Annotated in this window: 20 protein-coding genes; all 20 read left to right on the top strand. The window is 45.8% G+C overall.

Going from position 1 to position 23352, the window contains the following annotated elements; all coding sequences use genetic code 11:
* Positions 1 to 74: 74 nt before the first annotated feature.
* The 20 genes from NFS35_RS19170 (at position 75) to NFS35_RS19080 (ending at position 23221) form a co-directional block, all read left to right on the top strand.
* Positions 75 to 1712, top strand: a complete 1638-nt coding sequence (locus NFS35_RS19170) for an AAA family ATPase (protein ID WP_251208703.1) — start codon at positions 75 to 77, stop codon at positions 1710 to 1712.
* Positions 1713 to 1759: 47 nt separating this feature from the next.
* Complete coding sequence (locus NFS35_RS19165; RefSeq protein ID WP_251208702.1) at positions 1760 to 4099, top strand: glycosyltransferase; 2340 nt, start codon at positions 1760 to 1762, stop codon at positions 4097 to 4099.
* Positions 4100 to 4157: 58 nt separating this feature from the next.
* On the top strand, positions 4158 to 4703 hold the full coding sequence (locus NFS35_RS19160; protein WP_408629644.1) for a Uma2 family endonuclease: 546 nt from the start codon (positions 4158 to 4160) through the stop codon (positions 4701 to 4703).
* A 145-nt stretch (positions 4704 to 4848) separates the two neighbouring features.
* Positions 4849 to 7533, top strand: a complete 2685-nt coding sequence (locus NFS35_RS19155; protein ID WP_251208700.1) for an NHL repeat-containing protein — start codon at positions 4849 to 4851, stop codon at positions 7531 to 7533.
* Between the two features lie 101 nt (positions 7534 to 7634).
* Entirely contained in the window at positions 7635 to 8969 is a 1335-nt protein-coding gene (locus tag NFS35_RS19150) for a Gfo/Idh/MocA family oxidoreductase (RefSeq protein ID WP_251208699.1), read from the top strand.
* 61 nt (positions 8970 to 9030) lie between these two features.
* On the top strand, positions 9031 to 9756 hold the full coding sequence (locus NFS35_RS19145; protein ID WP_251208698.1) for a glycerophosphodiester phosphodiesterase family protein: 726 nt from the start codon (positions 9031 to 9033) through the stop codon (positions 9754 to 9756).
* Positions 9757 to 9889: 133 nt separating this feature from the next.
* Positions 9890 to 10408 (top strand): hypothetical protein, encoded by a 519-nt coding sequence (locus NFS35_RS19140; protein WP_251208697.1) that lies wholly within the window; start codon positions 9890 to 9892, stop codon positions 10406 to 10408.
* A gap of 10 nt (positions 10409 to 10418) precedes the next feature.
* Positions 10419 to 10841, top strand: coding sequence for a DUF433 domain-containing protein (locus NFS35_RS19135; protein ID WP_251208696.1), 423 nt, complete (start codon positions 10419 to 10421; stop codon positions 10839 to 10841).
* A complete protein-coding gene (locus tag NFS35_RS19130) occupies positions 10838 to 11260 on the top strand; it encodes a DUF5615 family PIN-like protein (protein WP_251208695.1) in 423 nt (140 codons plus the stop codon). The genes NFS35_RS19135 and NFS35_RS19130 overlap by 4 nt, the downstream gene beginning before the upstream one ends.
* Positions 11261 to 11525: 265 nt before the next feature.
* A complete protein-coding gene (locus NFS35_RS19125; RefSeq protein ID WP_251208694.1) occupies positions 11526 to 12257 on the top strand; it encodes an IspD/TarI family cytidylyltransferase in 732 nt (243 codons plus the stop codon).
* Between the two features lie 71 nt (positions 12258 to 12328).
* Positions 12329 to 13372, top strand: coding sequence for an NAD-dependent epimerase/dehydratase family protein (locus NFS35_RS19120; RefSeq protein ID WP_251208693.1), 1044 nt, complete (start codon positions 12329 to 12331; stop codon positions 13370 to 13372).
* 29 nt (positions 13373 to 13401) lie between these two features.
* Positions 13402 to 13530 carry a hypothetical protein gene (locus NFS35_RS29070; RefSeq protein ID WP_275564709.1) on the top strand — a complete coding sequence of 43 codons (129 nt, stop codon included), beginning with the start codon at positions 13402 to 13404 and terminating at the stop codon, positions 13528 to 13530.
* On the top strand, positions 13497 to 14747 hold the full coding sequence (locus tag NFS35_RS19115) for a CDP-glycerol glycerophosphotransferase family protein (protein WP_330640366.1): 1251 nt from the start codon (positions 13497 to 13499) through the stop codon (positions 14745 to 14747). The genes NFS35_RS29070 and NFS35_RS19115 overlap by 34 nt, the downstream gene beginning before the upstream one ends.
* A gap of 860 nt (positions 14748 to 15607) precedes the next feature.
* Positions 15608 to 15772, top strand: a complete 165-nt coding sequence (locus tag NFS35_RS19110) for a hypothetical protein (protein WP_251208692.1) — start codon at positions 15608 to 15610, stop codon at positions 15770 to 15772.
* Positions 15773 to 15938: 166 nt separating this feature from the next.
* On the top strand, positions 15939 to 17099 hold the full coding sequence (locus NFS35_RS19105) for a radical SAM protein (RefSeq protein WP_251208691.1): 1161 nt from the start codon (positions 15939 to 15941) through the stop codon (positions 17097 to 17099).
* A 10-nt stretch (positions 17100 to 17109) separates the two neighbouring features.
* Positions 17110 to 18306 (top strand): radical SAM protein, encoded by a 1197-nt coding sequence (locus NFS35_RS19100; RefSeq protein WP_251208690.1) that lies wholly within the window; start codon positions 17110 to 17112, stop codon positions 18304 to 18306.
* 9 nt (positions 18307 to 18315) lie between these two features.
* Positions 18316 to 19488 (top strand): SPASM domain-containing protein, encoded by a 1173-nt coding sequence (locus NFS35_RS19095; RefSeq protein WP_251208689.1) that lies wholly within the window; start codon positions 18316 to 18318, stop codon positions 19486 to 19488.
* Positions 19470 to 20663, top strand: coding sequence for a rhamnan synthesis F family protein (locus NFS35_RS19090; RefSeq protein ID WP_251208688.1), 1194 nt, complete (start codon positions 19470 to 19472; stop codon positions 20661 to 20663). The genes NFS35_RS19095 and NFS35_RS19090 overlap by 19 nt, the downstream gene beginning before the upstream one ends.
* Positions 20664 to 20792: 129 nt before the next feature.
* Positions 20793 to 21884 carry an FkbM family methyltransferase gene (locus tag NFS35_RS19085; protein WP_251208687.1) on the top strand — a complete coding sequence of 364 codons (1092 nt, stop codon included), beginning with the start codon at positions 20793 to 20795 and terminating at the stop codon, positions 21882 to 21884.
* A 242-nt stretch (positions 21885 to 22126) separates the two neighbouring features.
* Positions 22127 to 23221 carry a glycosyltransferase family 2 protein gene (locus NFS35_RS19080; RefSeq protein WP_251208686.1) on the top strand — a complete coding sequence of 365 codons (1095 nt, stop codon included), beginning with the start codon at positions 22127 to 22129 and terminating at the stop codon, positions 23219 to 23221.
* The last annotated feature ends 131 nt before the right edge of the window (positions 23222 to 23352 follow it).

Raw genomic sequence — 23352 nt, 5'->3', positions numbered from 1 at the left:
TAATGGATATGATGGGGTGAAGTAACGGTTCGGCGACATGTCTGAACTGTTACAGGAGAAAGGGGCCAGCGCAAGTGGGAAACTATCTGAATGCCAGAACAGCATATGACGCCTACCGCAGGGAATGCGGCAGTCCCTATTTTGTGGACAAATCCCTTCTGCTGGACGAGCTGATCCAGAGGATGGAGACCACCGCCAATTATATCTGCATCACCAGGCCCCGGCGGTTCGGCAAGTCTGTGGCGGCGAATATGATCGCCTGTTTTTTCTCAAGAGAATGCAGGGCAGAGGATATCTTCGACAGACTGCGCATCGCCCAGACGGATTCTTACCGGAGCAATGTGGGAAAGCATGACGTTATCTTCATCTCTTTCAATGAGCTGCCAAGAAAATGCAGAAACTATGAGGAATACATTGACAGGATTTCAGACAGGCTGCTTGAGGATTTGCGGAATGCATATCCGAAAGCGGGCATCCATGAAAAAGATGCGGTGTGGGACGCGCTTCTTTCCGTGTACCAGGCATATGATTCCAAGCGCTTTATCTTTGTCCTGGACGAGTGGGATTTTATCTTCCACAGGAATTTCGTCACAGACAGGGACAAGGCGGACTACATTGATTTCCTGAGCAACCTGCTGAAAGGGAAAGCCTATGTCTCCCTGGCCTATATGACCGGGATTCTGCCCATTGCGAAGTATTCCAGCGGCTCGGAGCTGAACATGTTCCTGGAGTATTCCATGACGGCCAGGGAAAAGTTCGGTGAATATTTCGGGTTCACGGAGGAGGAGACGGATGACCTGTATCAGAGGTACCTTGTGCTTGAAGCCAGCCCAAAGGTGAGCCGGGAGGGGCTGCGGTTCTGGTATGACGGTTATCAGACCGCGTCCGGTAAAAGGCTGTACAATCCGCGCTCAGTGGTAGGGGCATTGAGCGATAACCAATTGGGAAGCTATTGGACCAGCAGCGGGCCCTATGACGAGATTTTTTATTATATTGGGGCAAACGTGGATGCTGTGAGGGACAGCCTGGCATTTATGGTATCCGGCACTCCGGTACCGGCAAAGGTGCAGGAATATGCGGCCACGTCCATGAGGCTGTCCACAAGGGACGAGATTTTTTCCGCCATGGTGGTTTATGGCTTCCTTAGTTATGAAAATGGCTGCGTACGGATTCCCAATAAGGAGCTGATGGAAAAATTTGACGATATGCTGCTGAAAGAGCCGTCTTTGGGGTATGTGAATCGGCTGGCTGAGATATCCTCTCAGATGCTGCGGGCGACGCTGGGGGCCGACACCGATAAAATGTCGGAGATTCTGGAATTTGCCCATAATACGGAGACTCCGCTTCTGGCATATAATCATGAAGCGGAATTGACGGCAATCGTGAACCTGGTATATCTTGCGGCAAGGGATTCCTACCGGATAGAGCGGGAGGACAAGGCCGGAACGGGATATGTGGACTTCATCTTTTATCCGGAGACGGACAGTAGGGCGGACGGCATTGTTTTGGAGCTGAAAGCAGGGCATACCCCGGAAGAGGCGCTGCGGCAGATTCGGGACAGGAAATATGCGCTGAAATTCGAGGGGAAAATAGGGGAAAAGCGTCAATATGCCGGCCGCATCCTGGGGGTGGGCATTGCCTATGACAGGGATACAAAGGTGCATTCCTGTAAGGTGGATGTATTGCGGGACGCGTTGAAGACGGATAGGTAGCTTATATAATTAGGAAGATTATATAACATAGAAAGGAATGGAAAAACATGGGCAAGCAGATTCTTTTGACCATATCGATTTTGGTCTCCAACCGTCCGGACACGGTGAGGAAGTGTCTGGATTCCATAAAGCCTTTATTGGAGGAAGTCCCCTCGGAGCTGATTCTGGTGGATACGGGCTGCGGGGAGCAGGTCAGGGGCATCATTGAGGAGTACACAGACAATATCATTGATTTCGAGTGGTGCAGGGACTTTGCCAAGGCGCGGAACGCCGGGCTGAAGAAGGCGAAGGGGAAGTGGTTCCTGTTCCTGGACGACGACGAGTGGTTTGAGGATACGGGAGAGATCATCGAGTTCTTCCGCTCGGGGGAATACAGAAACTATGGGTTCGCGGTCTACACCCAGCGCAATTACCTGGATCTGGAGGGAAGCGTATTCAGCGACCTGCTGGTGGGGCGCATGACGAAGCTGGAGCCGGATGTGAAGTTCATCTACAGCATCCACGAGTGTTTCAACAGGGTCAAGGGCAAGACGAAGAAATTCCAGGCCTATGTGCATCATTACGGCTACGCCTATCGGACGCCCAAGGATGCCCGCGCCCATTCCCTGCGGAATATCAGCCTGCTTCTGGAGGAGCACAAGGCGGATCCGGGCAACATGAAGCATACCCTGCAGCTGGCCCAGGAGTACAATGCCATTGAGGAGTACAGCAAGTCCCTGGAGATGTCCCTGGATGGCATCGGGCTGTTCCGGCAGGGGAAGATAGATAATGAGTATTTTCTCGCTTCCCTTTTTGCCAATGAGATTAATTGCTATATGGAGCTGTACCGCTATGATGAGGCCATCGAGAAAGGGGAGCGGTACCTGCGGGAAGAGAAAGCGGACAAGATGGTGAAAGCCATGATTGCCGGAGACCTGGCGGTGGCGTACATGGAGCGGGGCGAGCTGGAGAAAGCTCTGAAGAACGCGGAATATTACTGGAAGATTTACCAGGATTACCTTGTGGATGACGAATCTTTCCTGGGCTTCGAGACCACGATTACCAATAAATGCTTTGAGCAGCGCAACCGCAGCATCGTCCTGGGGAACGGGATGCGGGCGGCCATCGAATCGGGGAAGGCGGAGGTGGCGGACAGGTGGTTCCGGAGCTTTGACTGGAAGGAGCCGCAGCTTTTCGTGAACAATGAGATGCTGAAGTCCCTGATAGAGCGGATGCCGCAGGCAGAGGGGGAAGAGCGGGAGATTTATAGAAAGATGTGCGATGTGCTCCTGGAACGGGAGGAGCTGGAGGGCTTTCTGGTGCAGACCATATCGGACTGCTGCAAGAAGCCGGAGGATTTTACGGAGCGGATCAGGACGCTTTCCGTCTATGGGGATTTGAAGTCGAAGCATTGGTTCTTCAGGCTGGCGGAGATCGTGACGGCGGCTTTCCTGCCGGAGGCGGGAAACGGGAAAGAGCCGGCGGAGGAGGTGCCCGCGGCTCCAAGGCTTTCCGGGGAGGTTGCGGATCTGGCAGCCTGTGTGTGGGAGCGGCCGGAGCAGGGCATCTATGCGGTGAAGACGTACTCCATGCTGGAAGCTGTGGAGCGGCTGGGGGGAGATAACCGTGAGATTTTGGAGGCAGTGCCTTTTTACCGCTGGAAGAAGGGGATGGAGAAGTATTTCGAGAAGTTCTCCTGGGAGGAAGCGGACTGGTGGAATGAACGGTTTACGGCTATCCTGGAGGAGGGGAGCGCGCGTTTGCGGGTGTGGAAGGGGCTCTACAGTCTGGCCGGCGCCGTCAGGGAAGGGGGACGCTGGGAGAAGGAAGGGCTGGGGAGAGCCATGGAGTCCGGGCAGGTTTCTCCGGGAGCCGGGGGTCTGCCGGGAGCGGGGAAAGGGCTTCCCGGGGACGGAGACGGGGCAGAGGAGTCAAAGGCAGGAGAAAAAGCGATCCGTTTTATCATGGAAAAGCTGGGTGAGTATGCCGCCTGTCAGAAGGCGCTGTGCGAGAGCATCTATCAGGGGGAGGTGATTGCCCGGAATCCTGACATGCTGCCGGAAGAATATCAGGGGGCGTATCTGATCTCTGATTTCCTGAGGTTGGCGGAAGCGGGAGAGTACGGCGGGGCAGTGACTGCGATCAGGCAGGTGAGGAAGCTGCTGCCGGGGCTGGACAAGGTGGTAAAGCCCTGTCTGCAGTGGATAGACGGGGAGCTGAAGCGGCAGGAGCAGGAGTCCCGCCAGGCGGCTGGGGAGTTCCAGGTTCTGGCCAGGCAGATCAAGGCCAGGCTCAGGGCATTCATGGACGCCGGGCAGCATGAAGCGGCGCTGGCCGTGGCCAGGCAGATGGAGCCTTTGCTGCCGGGAGATGAGGAGATCCGGCGGATTATCGAGAAGCTGGGCTGAGGCGGATAGCCGGATGGCATGGGAAGACAGGGGCGGCATAAGTGATTGGGAGGAAGACATGATACAGCATAGCGAAAGGCGGTATACATCGGAGGATTACTGGAAGCTGCCGGAGGGGAAGCGGGCGGAATTGATAGACGGGAAATTTTACGATATGGCGCCGCCCGGTTTTGTGCATCAGAAGCTGGTGGCCAAGCTTACCAGGGTAATCGGTAATCATGTGGAGGCAAAGGGCGGCGGCTGTGAGGTCATGCCAGCGCCCTTTGCCGTGAACCTGAACGCGGACGATGAGAAGTGGGTGGAGCCTGATATCAGCGTGATCTGCGATAGAGAGAAGCTTTCGGAGCGGGGCTGCGAAGGGGCGCCGGATTTTGTCATAGAGGTGGTCTCGCCCTCCAGCAGGAAGATGGACTACGCAAAGAAGACCGTCCTGTATTTGGATGCGGGCGTTCGGGAATATTGGATCGTGGATTCTCTAAAGGGGCGGACTACGGTATATCGGTTTGAAGAGGATGTAGCGCCGATTATATTCCCTTTTGGGGAGGATATCACGGTGGGGATATACGGAGATTTGGAAATCAATATGGGGAAGCTGCTGGAGTGAGGGGGCGATTGTCTGCGGTATACGTAAGCCGGGCGGAATGACTGTTGTTCGGCACGACGGCAGGGAAAGAGCAGAAGAAAGAAATAACATAAGAAAGAAATAACATAAGAAAGATATAACAGAAGAAAGAAACAGGAGAGATTGCATGAGACGGGAGCAGAAAAAGCAGATTCAGGATTTTGCGGAATTGCTGGGCCAGGCACATGAGGAGATAAGAAAGGAAATCCAGAACAGGAATCCGGCAGCAGCCATGGATTTACTGGCTCAGTGCCAGGAGGGGGCAATCCAGCTGGGCGGCCTCATCGAAGCTGCGGAAAGGGAAGATGCTCCCACAATTTCGCTGCTGGAATCCTACTGCGAGCTTGCATACGAGATATATGGGGAACTGGGGCGGTGGAGCGGCCTGCCTGGGGACGCAGATGGGGCGGAAGAGCGAGAGTTGGACGGGAAAAAGGCGGGCAGGACTGCCACGGCGGGGGGAACGATGAATGGCGCAAAAGCTTATAAGAAGCTCCGCAATGCCCTGCTGCGGATAGAGGGCAGCATCCGCAATGATATCAAGGTGCGGCTGGAAATTGCCTTTTTCCCTTACAAGGCTTCTATGTGGGATTCTCTGGAGAGCGTCTGGCGGGCGGCAGCGGCGGATCCGGACTGTGACGCCTATGTGGTGCCCATTCCTTATTATGACCGTAATAGGGATGGTAGCCTGGGGACATACCATTATGAGGGGAATGCGTTTCCGCCGGACGTTCCTGTTGTTTATTATGAGAATTATCGCCTGGAAGAGCGGAAGCCGGATATTGTGTACATCCATAATCCTTATGATGAGGGCAATTATGTCACCACGGTGGATCCCAGGTTCTATTCCGGGGAATTAAAAAAATATGCGGATAAATTAGTATATATACCTTATTATACAACAACGGGCGGGATGGCGGAGTCCCAGGCCAGATGTTTTGCATACTATAACGCTGACTATATCGTGATACAAGCGGAAAAATACCGTAAGTTTTTTGCGCCGGAACTGCCGGATGATAAATTCCTGGCCTTTGGATCTCCGAAATTCGACCGGGTAATCCGGATGTGCGCCCAGCCAGGGCCCTTGCCGGAGGCCTGGGGGGATAGGATGGAAGGGCGGACGGTGTACTTTTATAATACGAGCATCAACGGCCTGCTGGCGGATACGCCCAGGTTTTTGAAGAAAATGGCCTATGTATTCCGCTGCTTTCAGGGCAGGGAGGATGCCTGCCTGCTCTGGCGTCCCCATCCGCTGCTGGAATCCACCTTGGACTCTCTGAGGCCGGAGCTGCGGCCGGTCTATGACAAGATGAAGCGTTTTTTCATTGAGAACGGCATCGGAATCTATGACGATACGCCGGATATCACGGAGACGATTTCCCACTGCGATGTTTATCTGGGGGATTCGGCCACATCCGTTACATCCCTCTTCGGCATGGCCGGAAAGCCGCTGTTCGTCTTCAACAACTATATTGACAGCGCGCCGGGGGAGGGCGACTGGCGGGGCGAGATTGTCAGGGGTTTTCAGATTGACGGTCAGGACAGATGGCTCATTACCCAGGGGAATAAGCTGTACCATTCGCCGAGGAATGATTATCAGTACCGGTATTATTGTGATTTGTCGGAGTATTCTTCAGGCAATTATTACAGCAGGGTCTTGGAAGTTGGGGGGAAAGTGTATGTGTGCCCCGCAAACGCCCAGGAGATTCTTGTGGTGGGCGACAGGAGGATTCAGAGACGGATCCGGCTGGAACGCTGTCTGGAGCAGTACGGTGCCTTTTCTATGGCATGGAATATCGGCAGGTATCTGTTCCTGGTTCCCATGCAGTATCCGGCTGTGGTCAGATATGATACGGAGCGGGACAGGGTGGAGTATATCAGAGGGTATAACGATGTCTTTGTTGATTGCGCCAATGGCGTGTGGCGGGTGGGCGGAAGCTGTGTGTGGAAAGACTTTCTGATGCTTGCGTCTCCCACGGATAACCGTATCCTGGCCATAGACAGTAAGACCGGAAAGGCAGGGGTGATGACTACGGGGGTGGAGGATTCGGGGGGATGCGAGGGGCTGTTTCCCGATGGGGAAGACTTGTGGCTGCTTCCTTATTTCGGGCGAAAAGTGACCAGATGGAACCCTCAAAGCGGAGAAGCCAGGGTATATGACAGCTTTCCGGAGGGATTCCGATGCAGGGAGCTTCCCAAAGGCTGCGAGAGCACGGAGCAGCCTTTCAGCGGTATTGCATTTGGAGAAAGGTTCGTCTATCTCTCGCCTTGTTGGGGGAATATGATTGTGCGCCTGGACAGGGAAACCGGGGAGATGCGGGAATGGAAGCCGGGGTTTCCCATGCCGGAGAAAGAGAAGAACGGGTACTTTATTTTTGGGGGACGAGGGGTCTTTTTGCAGAAAGCCGATAAGACTTTCTGTTCTGCGGGGCAGGCTGCTGCGGAAAAGGATTCCATGGATACCGATATGGAAGCAGCGGGGAGATGGACATATCGGTATTTCTCCATGCTAGACCGAAAATTCTATAACGTCAATCCGGACACAGAGGAATATCAAGAGATAGAGGTTGTCTTCGATGAAAAGGAATTGCAGGAGCATACGGCTGGTTTTTCGGAAGAGTCGGACTGGATGCAGTATGCCTGTGACGAGAGCGCGTATAATTCGCTGGAGGATTTGCTGGACGGAAATATCAGCGGAAGTTCGTTCGACAGGGAAAGGCAGCTTTGGGCCTATGAAAAGATTGCGGCGAACAATGACGGCACATGCGGCGAGAAAGTGCACGCATTCGTGTGCAAGAGCCTGGGGCTGTAAAAGGGGAAAACAATTTTTGGCAAAGGAATGGAGTTTTCCGGGAATGGCTGTCCGGATGCCTGCCGGATTGGGGGAATAGACTATGAAATGGGAGCATTATTATGATAAAGGTGATTACGTACGGGACATTTGACCTCTTCCACGAGGGGCACTACCGCCTGCTGCAGAGAGCCAAGGCCCTGGGGGATTATCTGATTGTGGGCGTGACCACGGAAGCCTACGACAAGACCAGGGGAAAGCTGAACGTGATAGATTCCCTGGTGACCCGTATCGAAAATATAAAAAAGACAGGCTTCGCGGATGAAATCATCATCGAGGAGACGGAGGGGCAGAAGTTCAACGATATCAAGAGGCTGGGCATTGACATCTTCACTGTGGGATCCGACTGGACGGGCTGCTTTGACTACCTGAATGATTACTGCAAGGTAGTCTATTTGGAGCGCACCAAGAACATTTCCAGCACCATGCTGCGGGAACAGAACAGCCATATCCAGAGAATCGGCATCATAGGGACGGGCAGGATTGCGGGCAGGTTCATGCCAGAGGCGAAGCTTGTCAGCGGCATCAGCACCCAGGGGGTATATAATCCCCATTGGGACAGCGCGGTGAGATTTGCCGACAGATGGGAAATCGATGCCTATGCGGATATGGAGGAATTCTTCGCGGCTGTGGACGTGGTGTACATTGCTTCGCCCCATGAGACCCACTATGGATATATCAAAGTGGCTCTGGAGCATGGAAAGCATGTGCTCTGCGAGAAGCCCATGGTGCTGGAGCGGGCCCAGGCGGAGGAGCTGTTCCGGTGTGCGAAGGAGCGGGGGCTGATCCTCTTCGAGGGAATCAAGACGGCGTACTGCCCGGGGTTCCAGAAGCTGCTGGGGATCGCCTGCAGCGGCAGCATAGGCAGCATCCGGAATGTGGAGGCATGCTTCACGAAGCTGGAGGCTGCCGATACCAGGGAACTGACGGACAGAAAGTATGGGGGGAGCTTCACGGAGCTGGGGAGCTATTGCATGCTGCCGATCCTGAAGCTGTTCGGGAAGGAGTTCCAGGAGATACGGTTCGACTCCCTCAATGGGGAGAACGGGCTGGATCTGTTCACGAAAGTCTCTTTGAAGTATCCCAATGGAATCGCTACGGCCACCTGCGGCCTGGGGGTCAAGTCGGAGGGGCGGCTGCTGATTGCGGGCACGAAAGGGTACATCGTGGCGGAGGCGCCCTGGTGGAAGACGGCCTATTTCGAAGTGCATCACGAGAATCCGGGGGACATACAGAAGTATTCGGAAATCTTCCTGGGGGACGGGCTGCGGTATGAAATCAGCGATTTCCTGTCCATGATTACCGGCACCGAGAAGAATAATTTTAAGCTGACGAGAGGGGAATCCGTGGCGCTGGCGGGGATGATGGAGAGGTTCCTGGGCCAGGCCGGGCGGTAGAATGGGATAGGGAACATAGAATGAATAGAACATATTAAAGACGCAGAAGAGGAGTCAGTTCATGAAAATATGGGCGCACAGGGGATGCAGCCAGATGTACCCCGAAAATACAATACTGGCATTTGAAAAAGCGGCTGCAATTGAGGGCCTGGCGGGAATCGAACTGGATATCCAGCTTTCCAGAGACGGGCATATGGTGGTATGCCATGACGAAAGGGTAGACCGGACGACGGATGGCATCGGGGAAGTCCGCGGCTTCACGCTGGCGGAGCTGAAAGGCCTGAGGATAGAGGCGGGAGGCGGTAGGACAGAGCGGATTCCCACCATAGAGGAGGTTCTGGATTTGCTGGAGCCGAAGTTCGCCGGAGGCTTCAAGCTGAACATAGAGCTGAAGAACAGCAATTTCCCCTATGAGGGGATGGAAGAGCGCATAGTGGAACTGGTACAGGAAAGAGGGCTGCAGGGAAATGTGATATACTCTTCTTTCAGCGCGTTGTCTCTGGAGAAGCTTCGCAGGATTGACCCCAGGGCCGAAATCGGGATGCTGGATACCAAGGTTTCGGACTGCCTTTTCAAGCTGAAAGGCGGCTGCGGCGCCAATGCGCTCCATCCGTTCTGGCGGGGGATAGACCTGCCTGCGGAGCAGCTGCGGGGCTATGCGGTGAGGGCATGGCTTTCCGGGCATCTGTATCCGGAGAGGCCTACGGGCGGCAGGCTGGATCTGGCGGCGCTGGAGGGGAGGGGGATTACGGATTTGTTCTTGAATGAGCCGGAGGTGTACTGTTAAAGAAAAGGAAGATACCGTCAGGAATACTCTTAAGCGGATTGAGGAAAGGCAATAGCTGGTCGTGGAGTGATTCGTGATTGCAATAAAGAGACGAGCATGTTATAATTTTGAAATAAGAAAGGGGGGATATCCCATGGACAGCGATAAGAAAAATGAGTATACGGAAATGCTTCTGAATGCTTACAATAAAGGATTGCTCAGAATAATTTGGAGCACATCAGGTTTCTCGCTGGGAATTGAAACAGAAAAGAGGGATTTTATCCCTGAATTGAGCGAAAAGGCATTTGTTGATTATGTGTTTTCTGTTATTAAAATTGTGATTGATCTTGCGGAAGGCAGAAATGTAGACGATATATCGGAAGAGGATTTGGAAGTCGCCAGGGCAATTTATGAGCAGGAGGACGACTTGAAAAATCATCTTTATATAAAGAAGCACAGCAAAATTCATTGCTTTAAATTGTTGGAAAGCCAAATTATCAGTTACAGGAATGATGAAAATCCTAAAGAAACAGAGGCTGTTTCAGCCATATTGAAGTTATCCACGGAGAATGGGGATGATGAGTCGTCAAATGCTTTTGAGGTTTCAGGAAGGGACTTGGAATATATCATAAAATATTTAACAGAACTTAAAGAAAAAATGGATTCAATCTGATGGAGGAAAGATGGCAGAGCTATTAATGAAGAATTTTGATACTGTTTTTCCGGAGCTGTACAGGTATACATATAAAATGGAAAAAGAATATACATTCGGTTTAAGCAGTAAATATCAGACATATAATAATACTATGAAGACTGATATTATATATTTGAAAAATGAACCCGGAAATGGCAGGGATATAAAACGGTACTTTGCCGAAATTGCTCAAAAATTTAATGAAATTCAGAGTAGCAGTGCAATTTTAGGGGGTATGCCGACAATAAAAGGAACCAGAATACCTGTCAGTCTGATGGTTGCCTGCTTTAAAGATGAAATGACTGTTCAGGAGATATGCGAGGAATACAATCTGACGCGGGATGAGGTTGAAAAGTCTATGGAGTATACAATGGAAATCTTAGATACTCCATATCAGGAAGGCTTGGAATGAAAGTATTGTTAGACGAAAATATTACTCAAAAGTCAATACCTGTTTTAGAAAAATACGGACATGATGTCATTCATGTATTAGACAGGTATAGTGCTGGGGAAAGCGATGAAACTGTATTTCAGCTTGCACTGAATGAACGGCGTGTATTAATAACATTAAATGGAAAAGACTTCATTATCTTTATTCCGCCTGTTGCTGATTTGCCGTTGCATTATGGTCTGATATGGCTGAGAGGATTTCAGGTAACAAAAAAGAGTTACGAAAAAGTGATGGATATCATAGGCAGCTTTTTGGAAATCGAGGGCGATTCCGTAAAAAATACATATTATGCCATGAAAAAGAACAATGATTCTTATGACATAGTCAAACGATTTCCAGTAACGAAATTCCGTATGGTATCTGATCCGTGCAAATCTTAAAAATCCGCCCTTTCCATGGTAAAGAATCAGGACATACAGGCCGATATAACTTCTAGAGCATTTTCCAACAATATATAAAGTGAATATCGCAGCAGGGAAGCATTAAGAGATTGCATGGAAGCAGGAGAATGACGGAACCTATTGTTGCTTGTGCAATGATGGGTTTTTTTGTAAGTTGATTTTAAGGTATATATATTTTATTATATAATAAACAAATGAGCCGAACCGCTCAATAGAAAGCAAAGGCAGAACGGAGACAGAGACAGTGAACTATGCAATCATACTTGCCGCCGGGGTAGGCCAGCGTATGCGGAACAGCGGACTGCCCAAGCAGTTCCTGAAACTGATGGGCAAGCCCATTATTGTCTATACACTGGAAAAATTTGAAGAGTGCAGGGAAATCGACCGAGTGATCGTGGTCTGCCATGGAAGTTATGTGGAGCATATGAACAGCCTCATTGCGCTGTACCGCATCAGCAAGGCGGATAGAGTAATCGTAGGGGGCAGCGACAGGCAGAACAGCTTGCAGAAAGGCCTTGGCACCGTAGTAGAAGAGGGCGGGAAAGAAGACGATATTGTGGTAATACATGACGGCGTTCGGCCGCTGGTGGATCCGTCCATCCTCCATGAGAACATACGCATCGCCAGGCAGCATGGCTGTGCCGTCACGGTACATCCGGTGACGGAGACCGTGGTGATAACGGATGCGGAGGATGCAGGCATGGATGATTTTAAAAAAAGGGAAGATACCTATTCCATGACGTCGCCCCAGACGTTCCGGCTGGGCAGTATCCTGGACGCATATCGGAAGACAGAGATAGCAAAGAACCAGGCCCTCCCTCTGCTGGATGCGGCCATGGTGTACGCCCGGGCGGGGGGCGAGGTTCATTTGGTGAAAGAACAGGGCGTGAACCTGAAAATCACCACGCCGGAAGATTATTACTTTTTAAAGGCCATGCTGGAGCTGGAGGAAAACAAATTCGTGTTCGGCCTGTGATAGAGACATGCGATATTGCGGGATTCAGCCGGAAAGCAAAATCTGCGGGATGCGACGTGAGGAGTGAGACCATGGTGGAACAGAGGGATATAGATATCATAATGAATAATCCCATAGACTGGGAGAGGTTCAGAAATAAGACGGTTCTGGTCACGGGAGCTACCGGAAGGCTTGGAATGTATCTTGTAGAGGCTGTCAGTAAAGCCGATATTGACTGGAACCTTAATGTCACGATTATCGCGCTGGCAAGAAATGGGAAGAAGCTGGAGAGAGTGTTCGGTGAATCCTTAAAACTGCCTAATGTCCATACACTGGTACAGGACATTACGGGACCGATCAGATGGGACGGAGCTGTGCATTACATTTTCCACACGGCAGGGGCGGCCAGCCCCATGGACTTTACCAATGAGCCGGTGGACACCCTCTGGGGGCATCTACAGGGGACGCGGAACGTGCTGGAGCTTGCCAAAGAGAAGAAAAGTGAGAAGGTTCTTTATGTATCTACCGTCGAAATATACGGTGAGTGGAAGCGGGAAGAAGGGATTCGGGAGGATGACATGGGGGCTCTCCACTGTGACGGAGCCAGAGCCTGTTATCCGGAGGCAAAGCGTATGTGCGAGACTATGTTGGCGTCTTATGAGGCGCAGTACGGCATCCCCTATGTGGGAGTCCGGCTCTGCCATACATTCGGCCCGGGGATATCCCTGGAGGACGGGCGGGCGTTTTCGGAGTTCCTCCGGAATGTGATAAAGGGGGAGGACATCGTGCTGCAGTCGGACGGCAGCGCGGTGCGCACCTACACTTATGTGGCGGATGCCATCGGCGGGATGCTGCTGGCATTTACGAAAGGAAGAGAACATTATTATAATATTGCGAACTTAGATAATCTGATCAGCATCCGGGATTTGGCGGAACTGATTGCCGGGCTGGATGCCAGGGGCAGGGTGAAGGTGCGGTATGCCAGCCAGGAGGGGCAGAAGCTGCAGTATCTGCCTTTCAAGCTTGGCATCATGAACGTGGACAGGATCATGGGTATAGGTTGGCATCCGCAGGTGGGGCTGGAGGACGCGTTCCGGTATACGCTGGAATCCTTTCAGCAGAGGAGCGGGAGCTGAGGACGAGAGAATGTGGGCGGGGCAGGGACATGAATGAATCTGCGGAGATGGAAAAAGGAAAACAGGGCAGGATGTTGCTGAATCTGCCGAAAGAAGAAACAGAGGTAGGGCAGACGGTTGCTAAATCGGCCGAAAGAGAAAGGCGGGAGCAGGAATAAACGAAGAAGCGCGGTATATACAAAAAAGAATATGGAAAGCGAGACTTCAGAGCATCCCGTTCTATCTCTGCAGAATCTTCCCCATCCGCAGGAAGAAAATCGTCTTTTGCTGCATAGAGGGAACTACCGGCTATACCTGCAACCCGAAATACATTGCGGAAGAGCTTATCCGCCGGAACGAGGGCTATGAGCTGGTATGGCTGGTGAATGATACCACGAAGCGATTCCCCGGGGAAATAAAGGTTGTCCATAATACGCTATGGAACAGGGCATACCAGCTGGCGACTGCGCATTTTTGGATTGATAACAGCAGAAAGCAGCTGGAGGCCAGGAAGCGCAGGGGACAGATTTACATCCAGACCTGGCATGCAAAACTGGGTTTCAAGCCCACTTGCCTGGACAGAGGGGCATCCTTTTCCAGGATCGCATACTTGGTCAGCAAGCACGATTCGGACATGATAGATTATGTGCTGTCCAATTCAAAATGGTACGATGACACGCTTCCCACAGGGATGATTTATAACGGGCCGGTACTTCGGACAGGCTCGCCCAGGTGCGATATCCTGGTCAATGACAGGACCGTGGCAAGGAAGAAAGTAAGGGAAGACTATCATCTGGAAAAGGACGCGAAGATACTCATGTATGCGCCCACGTTCCGAGGGGGAAGCCAGGGGACGGACAGGGCAATCGCGGTAAACCAGGGGTTCCCGGATTTCGGGCGGCTGCTGGCGGCATTGGAGAAAAGGTTTGGCGGGACATGGTATCTGTTCTTACGGCTGCACCCGCAGCTGGTGGCCCGGAACATGGACAGGGGAGCGGAAGACGGCGGGACAGAGGAAAGGCATTCCGATGGCAGGAAGAAAAGAATCGTGGATGTGAGCCGTGTGGACGATATGTATGAGATATTGGCCGGATGCGATGCCTTTATGACGGATTATTCCAGCGCGGCCTTCGACGCGGCCGTGATGAAGATACCGGTGTTCCTGTATGCGGATGATTATGGGGAGTATGAGGCGGAGCGGGGGAGGCTGCTGTGGGATTTGAGGAAGATGCCGTTCCCGCTGGCGTTGGATGACGAGGAGGTGGAGGGAAAGATTGTAGGATTTCAGGAGGCAATGTATCTGGATGGGGTGGAAACGTTATTTCGAGAAACCGGGATGGTTGAGGATGGGAATGCCGCGGGGAGGGTGGCGGATGTCGTCTGCCGGAATTGCTGATATACCGTGCATTGAAATTTGAGATTGAAGTGTATAGGGAAATGTGATAAGATGTATGCGGGCTGGGTGACCAGCTTAAGGTGTTGCCTAAATGGTTAGCGGTTCGCCTTTCGCCAAAATGAGTACATTTTGAGAACTTCCTGTATCTGGGAGGTGGTACATAGTGGAAAATAAGACGGAAGGATATATAATTGGTGTTAGATACTGTCTTGAAGATTGTCAGCATTATCTCCGCGGTTGTAAATGTGATTACAAAAGTGGCTGATGTGCGGCAGAAGACAAAAGATAAACATCAAAAAAGCAACCGCGACGCCCAAGTTTAAGTTGCTTTTTTGATACCTAACTAATGATAAAGGCGAACCGTTGATATATGGGTGACACCTTTTACAAGGGTATTGTAGCATTGGTGGTGGAGAGTGTCAAGACGGAAATTTTGTCGGCTGTCTTATGTCTGCTGGTAGGGCAAGTTGAGCCGTTTGTCCGGTTTCTGTGTCATATTTAGTTAGCAGATAGAATGGGGTTTTGGAGATGGTTATGGTATATATATTTTATTAAATAATATGCAGGGCAAGTAAGCAGATGGAAAAAGTCCATGGCTGTTTATAATGAGGGCATGGCAAGCAGGTGTCGGTGTACCTTGAAAACTTCATACTTATATCAGAGGCGGAAATGTTGCTTAGATTGACATCATATGGGTCAATACTATATAATAAAACCATAATATATACTGCTTAACAGTTAAAATTTCCGAGTAACCTGGCTACATAACGCCAGCTATATACGTTTAACCAGTGCAGTACGATAAATTCTGGCGTTATGTAGTATAATTATGGTTTTAGGGTTGTTAAGGGGGCAATGTGATGATATTGCAAGACAGTGTTTTGGCCTTTCGCAGGCTGGAGGCGGCAAGGAGAGAAATCGGGCAGTATTTACCCAAAGATTTCAATCTGGAAAAAGAATTGGAAGAGGCAAGGGCAGAACGATATGAGGTTGGTTCGGGAGTCCCGGCTGTTTTACCGGAATAATTTTTGTAAGAATTGGTTTAGGTACTGGTTCTATTTTAAATAGAAAATGGGTGGAATCCTGATATAAGTATGAAGACAAAAGTCGAAAGCTTATATCAGGATTTTTTGCTATATAAAATCAGCTGCGAAATAGTTGGTGGAAAAATAGAGCGGGAGGGATAAATAAGTGACAAAGCTTAATAACCTGGAAGACAAGTATTGGAAAAAGCTTGATAAGATTGTAATATTCGGCTTTGGGCGCCAGGGAAAGAAAATGTATTCAACCTTAAAAAGGGATTTTGATATAGCTGCGATTGTAGATAATTCTTTGGAGAAGCAAGGAAGGCAGATAGATGAGCATGTCATACTGTCATTTGACCAGGCAGTTTCTTTTTTGCAACAATATAAGATAATTGTCACTACTTCACAATACTATTATCAGGCGATAAGAGGACAGCTTAGTTCGATAGGTTTAAATGAGTATGTTGACTATATTATGTATCAGCAGTTTGTAACAGAATGGTATTACAAGTATAGGAATAAAGTAAATGTCCTTAAGACAGATATTTCTTTGACAACGCTATGTACGCTTAACTGTGAGAATTGTATGCAATTTCTTCCATATTGGAAAGCCGGGAGAAGAAAAGAAAACGCTCTGGAAGAGATAAAGGAGAATATTGATATCTATTTCGGGTGCGTAGACTATTTATTGGATTTGGATGTTGTAGGAGGTGAACCATTCCTATATCGTAATCTGAACGAATTTATCAGATATATTGGGGAGAAATATAGGAATAGGATAGGGTATATTGGGTTTATTACGAACGGCATGATTGTGCCTAAAGAAGAAACACTGGAATTGCTGAACAAGTACTCCATGGATGTATCTATCAGCGATTATTCAGAGGATATAGAATATAAGCATCAAATTGAGGAATTGTGTGAAAAATTAGAGCGATATCATATTTCTTATATGAGGAACAAACACATTGACTGGTTTGACTTTGGTTTTCCGAAGGATTTGTACCATTATGAGGGAGACGATGCAGTACAGCATATGCAATGCTGCAACTCAATAGAGCACATATTGGATGATAAGAAGCTGTTTTATTGCGGATTGGAGTGGTCGGCACAAAAAGGCGGATTGTATCCGATAGAAGAGAAAGCGTATGTGGATTTGGTGGACATAAGAGAAGGAAGAGTGGACAGAAAAGATATTCTGGAAATGATTATGGCCAATATTGAAGGCGGCTGTATGGAATTTTGTAAGGTGTGCGGTGGGTTTGGAATAGACAATAATAACAGGGTTGAGACAGCGAAACAGATGCCGAGGGAACTGAGACAATAGGAGAAAAAGAATGAATTGTGGAAAGCTGATAGAGGATGTAAACAGAATTCAGAAAGAAACAGATAAGCTATACATATATGGGGCAGGCTTTTATGGAAAGGATGTATATCGTGCTTTGCATAATAATGGGATTAAGGTGGATGGCTTTCTGGTTACGAAAGAATATAAAGATAAGACTGTATTCGGATTGCCTGTTGTTATCGCCAGGGAGGTATTGGCGGAAAATATCGGAATTGTCGTAGGGTTAAGCGATACATATGTGGATGAAGTCCTTGAATATCTGAAGAAGAACGGCGTTGATATGTCCCATGTGGTAAATGGAGGCAGATTTATCACGGATACGGGAGGACGGGAGGATTTGAGGGATTCCAAGGTTTTGGAAGTTTCGACAATCATGGGATGCAGTGTGAACTGTAAGTTCTGTCCTCAGGATGTAATGCTGAAAAAGTATTATGAGAATGACAGAACGCGTCAGAGAGTTATGACGGTGGATAATTTCAGAGTGATACTGGAGCATACGCCAAAGAAATGCATTATTGATTTTTCGGGAATGACAGAGCCGTTTAACAATCCTTACTGCCTGGAAATGATTAAGATGGCTTGTGAGGCCGGAAGAAAGGTCTATCTCTTTACCACATTGGCGGAAGTCGATGAGGATACGGTGGATGAACTGTTGAAACTGCCAGTCTATTATGTGACGCTGCATGTAGCGGACAGATGCGGATATGCGTACATTCCCACTACGGAAAGTTACTACCGTAATGTGGAAAAGGTGGTCTCTGCCGTGAAAGCGGACGGCACTCCTTTTATAGACTTTATCAATGCGCAGACGGATCCGGACGAAAGAGTGGCAGAAATCGTAAAAGGGAAATATGAAGTGATGCGGTCAGTTCAGAACCGGGCTGGCAATGTTAAAGAAGAAGGGGCGCAGCATCGAGAGAAAATTATAGGGACGGATGAAAGAATCTCATGCTGCTTTTGTGGAGATGATATATCCAATAATGTAGTGCTTCCGGATGGAACGCTTTTGATTTGCAATATGGATTATGGTATGAAACATGTGTTAGGCAATTTATACGAAGAGGATTATGACTCTATAAGAAGCAGAGGGGAGCTGCAGAGGGTAATCAGGGCAATGAAGTGTGAGGAAGAGATGGATGAGTTGCTTTGTAGGAGTTGTTTGTTGGCACGAGTAGAGGAAAAGTGAGTGATATAGATGAATCCAGGAATTGATAAAGTCAGAGATTTTCAAAGGCAAGGATATAAGATATATATATATGGAACGGGACTTTGGGGAAGAAATGTTTATCAGGAATTAATCGGATGTGATATCGGGATTGAAGGATTTACTGTTACTAAAAAGGAGAATCTTGAATCCCTATTTGGATTACCAATCATTGAATATTCTGATTTACAACATACCAACATTGTGCTTGTTTTAGGTTTGAATCAGCATAATACGAAAGAAGTATATAATTTTCTAAAAGAAACTAATTTTGATGAAGATAGAATAGTTTATTCTAATGATGTTATGGGGCTTACTGACGTGCGTTGTGGATATGATGAAACGCCGTGTTTAGATATTACGACTAAAGTCGGATGCAGTGTGAATTGTAAGTATTGTCCCCAGGATGTACTTTTAAAAGAATACTATAAAAACAATTCTAATAGAGAAAGGTACTTGAGTGTTGATACATTGGTAAAGTGTATGGACAACATGCCAGATGCTGCTGCTTATCAATTTGGGGGAATGTCGGAACCTTTTTTGAACCCAAATTGCTTGGCGTTAATACAAACAATCTGCGATAGAAAGCATACAGTAAATCTTTATACAACGCTTGTTGGATTGGATGAAGAAACATTATATAAGGTCATGGAGTTGCCGATTGAATTTGTGACATTGCATGTGGCAGATGCTAGAGGATATGCGAAAATACCTGCTACAGAGGAATACTATCGTTTGTTGGAAATAGCTGTAAATCATAGGAGAAAAAACGGCACACCGTTTGTCAATATGTGTAATGCACAGGCTGAACCGGATGTGCGTGTGCGTGAAATTTGTAAGGATAAGTTTACAATTTCTAGTACATTATTGGATCGGGCTGGTAATTTGAAAGGGGAAGAGTTAGTAAGCAAGCGGATAGAAACGGGAAGGATTTCGTGTGGGGTTTGTGGTAAGGCATTAAATAAGAATGAATTATTGCCAGATGGGACGTTGTTGTTGTGCTGTATGGACTATGGAATGAAGCATGTGTTAGGAAATTTGAAGAACCAATCATATAGGGAAATAATGGTAGGGAGAGAAATTCAAAGTATAAAAGATGGGATGGAATTTGATTATGCAAAAGATATTTTATGTAGGATGTGTTCATGCGCAAATTTGGGATAGAACAGTTGAAAATAGACAGAAAGAAAAGTGCGAAAATGATTAAACGTTTATGCGTTTTCAGTTTTTATGATAGAGACGGTATTGTGGATTCTTATGTGGAATATCTATTAGATAGTTTGGCTGAAAATGTAAGTGATTTATTTATTGTTGTGAATGGAAGTATTATTGTAGAAAGTGAGAAGAAGCTAAAAAAATATACAAGTAATATAATCATCAGAGCGAATAAGGGTTTTGATGCAGGGGCATATTTTGATTTATTGGTTACAATAATTGGAAAAGAACAATTAAAAAAATGGGATGAAGTAATTCTTTGTAACGATACCTTTTATGGTCCCTTTTTTCCTTTTAAAGATATATTAAGTGATATGAATGCAAAAGAAAATGACTTTTGGGGATTGAGCTATGTAGAAAATAATATAACAAATCATATCCAATCATATTTCCTTGTATTCCGAAAAAAAATTATTCAGAACGGTGATCTATTTGAATATTTTAATACTTATGTAGATGCTGAAACACAAATTATTTCAGATGTATATGCTTTTTTTGAAGTAGGAATATTAGATTATCTAACACGTTGCGGATATCAGTTTGGTGTATTTACCGATGTACATAATTACAATATATATAGTAGTGCGGATATCTGTATAGAGAGATATGGATTGCCTATATTAAAAAGAAAAGCGTTCGAGCCAGGTGGACTTGAGAGGGAAGGACAGTTAAATATATTGAAATATCTCGTATCTAAGACAGATTATAATGTGAATTATATATTAGAAAATATACAAAGATTATATGGAATTGACATAGTTCTTGATGATATTATGCGCATAGAATATGATGAAGTTAAGAAAGGAAAAAAAAACATAGTATCAGCTATTGGAAATCAGGGCATAATCAATTTTCTTAAAAAGCATGAAGTTATATATATATATGGAATAGGTACCTTTGCAAAAAGAATATGGTTTTTGTATTATAGATATATGAAATATTTTAATGGATTTATAATTTCAGATAATCAGAAAATGACATATAAATATTGGCTTGGATTTCCAATTGAATACTATAATAATATAGAGAGTGGTGCAGCAATAATTGTCGCAATGAATATAGAGAATTCTAAAAAAATAAAGCAAAATTTAAAGGTAGAGGATCAGGCATTGTTTATATGGTAACTTTGAAAATACGAGGGATATTCTAAGTAATATAGATAGTATTGTGAATTCATTTATATGAGTATAATCATGCAATTAGTAATAATATTTGAAACGAAATAAATTTAAGAAAGATAAAGGGACAAAGAAATGGGAGAAAGATGGATAATATGGGGAACAGGACAAGTAGGACAGGCATTATACTCTTTTTTAGAAAAGAATAAAATGATAGAAAATGTTATAGCTGTGGTTGATAAAAATCAAAAAAAGTGGGGAATGATCTGGAATGTTTATACAGTACAAAATCCCAATATTATTGAAAGGGAGGAGTTTGATAAAGTAATAATTGCAGTGGGGGCATGGAGAGGAATATATAAATATCTTCAAAATGAATATGGGGTTCCATATGAAAAAATAGATAATTATAAATTTATACATAGAAAGGCATTGCTGAATTTTTATGATGAACAGAATAATAATTCAGAAAAATTAAGAAAGCAATTGAAATATATCAAGGAGCATCCTTTGGATTTTTTTAATGATGACTTTCCTGATAAATATATTGATATGGAAATAAAAGTTTTTCATGATACAATGCGAGATATGTTATATGTATTTTATTGTGGGAAGAAAATGTATTTTCCAAGAGAATATACAGAGGAACAGGTGATACAGTATTATAGGCAAATCTTAGTGGAGCAAGATTTGTTATCTCCACATAGATATCAAAGTGCTGATTTTTCCGTAGCTGAAGATGAAGTTGTTTTGGATATTGGTGCAGCAGAAGGAAATTTTTCTTTAGAGATAATTGATAAAGTGAAGAAATTATATTTGGTAGAACCAGATGCAGGATGGATAGAAGCACTGAGATGTACTTTTGCACCTTATATAGATAAAGTTTGTATAGTTCAAAAGTATATAACTGACAGGAATGATGAAAAATGTATTACTATTGATGAATTAGCAAAAAAAGAATTGTTTACATCAATAAAAATGGATATAGAAGGAGCAGAAATTGCTGCATTAAAAGGTGGTAAAAAAACTTTATATGATAACAATATAAAGCTTTTTGTATGTACGTATCATAAGGAAGATGCTTTTGATGAAATAGCAAGCTGGCTCAAATGTTGCGGGTATCATGTAAGTGCAACAGAAGGATATATGGTTTTTTTAACATTTGAAAATTTGGAGAAAAATTTATTGCCTAAACTTGTTAAGGGTGTTATTCAAGCAGAAAAATGAAATGTAATGTATGGGGAATACCGAAATAGGATGGTGTAGTCTCGGAAATTTATAAAGTAGGAATAAAAAGGGTGCGGGGATGGAACCTCAGGTCGGCATGGTTCTTGATATAGACTATGCATCCATAGCTTTGGGAAAAACGGATGGATATAGATGAATGGCAGTAGGAAGAACATCAATGAAAATATGAAAGGAAGGAAAAGTGATATTTTGACATATAGGAATATCATCGTATATGGAAAATGAATTTACCTAAAGTAACTATAATTACTGTTTGTTATAATAGAGAGAAAACAATTGAACAGACGATTCGTTCTGTAATAAGTCAAACCTATAATAATATTGAATATATTATTGTTGATGGCGGCTCTAAAGATCATACATTAGATATAGTCAAGAAATATGAGGCAAATATCTATTTAATAAGTGAAGCAGATGATGGTATATATCATGCAATGAATAAAGGGATAATGAAATCATCTGGGGAAATAATTGGTATTATAAATAGTGATGATTGGTATGAGAATAATGCAGTTGAGCTGGCAGTTGAGTATTTAAATAGAGAAGATTGTGATTTAGCATATGGTCGCTGTACGAGCGTGTATGATAATGGAATAATGGCAGAAAATGGTGGTGATAAAATAGAGGATTTGAGATATAAAAGTGTAATTTGGCACCCAACAGTTTTTGTAAAGAAAGCTATATACGAGAAGTATGGTATTTTTAATCAACATTATTCAATTTTAGCAGACCAAGATTTGATGTTACGGTTTTATGAGTGTGGGGTCAAGATGGTTGCTATACCTCAAAATATAGCTTTCTATAGAATGTCAGGAGTTAGCAATATTAAATATAAAGAAGGTATAGAGGAATTGAGGAAGATACTTCTTGCTCACTGGGATGGGGAATCAGAGGACATAAGGGAGAAAATAGAAAAGAGTATAGAAGAAAGTCTTGCTTATGCTGAAATTCAGAAAAATATGAACAAGGTTAATCAGGATTTGGGTAACACTATATCAAAAATGTTCTATAAAGAAAATGACTATGTTATTTTTGGGGTGGGCGATTATGGTGTCAAATGCTTGCAGGTTTTCTCCAATAATGGGTGTTCTATTGAGAGCTTTGTAGATAATGATTCAATAAAATGGTCAAGTATGTGCGGGAATATAGAAATCAAATCTCCTGAGTATTTAAGGATCAATCGCAAAAATGTTATAGTGGCAAATATACATTATAAAGAAGAAATCCTAAAGCAATTGGAAGGCATGGGGTATCAATATGGTGTTGATTGTATTTTTATGGAAGATATTCTGCGAAAGATGTCAGATATGTTGTGATAATAATTTTGTTTATGAAAAGATGGGATGGGAGCTAGGTTTATGGCAAGAATCTTGATATAGGGTACTGGGGTTGGGGCAAAAAGATTTATAAAAAATGGAGTACCAGGAGAAATAATAGGATATATTGA

The sequence above is a fragment of the Acetatifactor aquisgranensis genome, assembly GCF_943193215.1.
Taxonomy (GTDB): domain Bacteria; phylum Bacillota; class Clostridia; order Lachnospirales; family Lachnospiraceae; genus Acetatifactor; species Acetatifactor aquisgranensis.
Note: the sequence above shows the minus strand (reverse complement) of the source record. Positions and strands in the feature narration are given on the sequence as shown.

Bases quoted from the DNA above. Each gene is read 5' to 3' on its own strand.
- NFS35_RS19165 (WP_251208702.1), top strand. From the start codon at position 1,760: ATGGGCAAGCAGATTCTTTTGACCATATCGATTTTGGTCTCCAACCGT.
- NFS35_RS19160 (WP_408629644.1), top strand. From the start codon at position 4,158: ATGATACAGCATAGCGAAAGGCGGTATACATCGGAGGATTACTGGAAG.
- NFS35_RS19155 (WP_251208700.1), top strand. From the start codon at position 4,849: ATGAGACGGGAGCAGAAAAAGCAGATTCAGGATTTTGCGGAATTGCTG.
- NFS35_RS19150 (WP_251208699.1), top strand. From the start codon at position 7,635: ATGATAAAGGTGATTACGTACGGGACATTTGACCTCTTCCACGAGGGG.
- NFS35_RS19145 (WP_251208698.1), top strand. From the start codon at position 9,031: ATGAAAATATGGGCGCACAGGGGATGCAGCCAGATGTACCCCGAAAAT.
- NFS35_RS19140 (WP_251208697.1), top strand. From the start codon at position 9,890: ATGGACAGCGATAAGAAAAATGAGTATACGGAAATGCTTCTGAATGCT.
- NFS35_RS19135 (WP_251208696.1), top strand. From the start codon at position 10,419: ATGGCAGAGCTATTAATGAAGAATTTTGATACTGTTTTTCCGGAGCTG.
- NFS35_RS19130 (WP_251208695.1), top strand. From the start codon at position 10,838: ATGAAAGTATTGTTAGACGAAAATATTACTCAAAAGTCAATACCTGTT.
- NFS35_RS19120 (WP_251208693.1), top strand. From the start codon at position 12,329: ATGGTGGAACAGAGGGATATAGATATCATAATGAATAATCCCATAGAC.
- NFS35_RS29070 (WP_275564709.1), top strand. From the start codon at position 13,402: ATGAATGAATCTGCGGAGATGGAAAAAGGAAAACAGGGCAGGATGTTG.
- NFS35_RS19110 (WP_251208692.1), top strand. From the start codon at position 15,608: ATGATATTGCAAGACAGTGTTTTGGCCTTTCGCAGGCTGGAGGCGGCA.
- NFS35_RS19100 (WP_251208690.1), top strand. From the start codon at position 17,110: ATGAATTGTGGAAAGCTGATAGAGGATGTAAACAGAATTCAGAAAGAA.
- NFS35_RS19095 (WP_251208689.1), top strand. From the start codon at position 18,316: ATGAATCCAGGAATTGATAAAGTCAGAGATTTTCAAAGGCAAGGATAT.
- NFS35_RS19090 (WP_251208688.1), top strand. From the start codon at position 19,470: ATGCGCAAATTTGGGATAGAACAGTTGAAAATAGACAGAAAGAAAAGT.
- NFS35_RS19085 (WP_251208687.1), top strand. From the start codon at position 20,793: ATGGGAGAAAGATGGATAATATGGGGAACAGGACAAGTAGGACAGGCA.
- NFS35_RS19080 (WP_251208686.1), top strand. From the start codon at position 22,127: ATGAATTTACCTAAAGTAACTATAATTACTGTTTGTTATAATAGAGAG.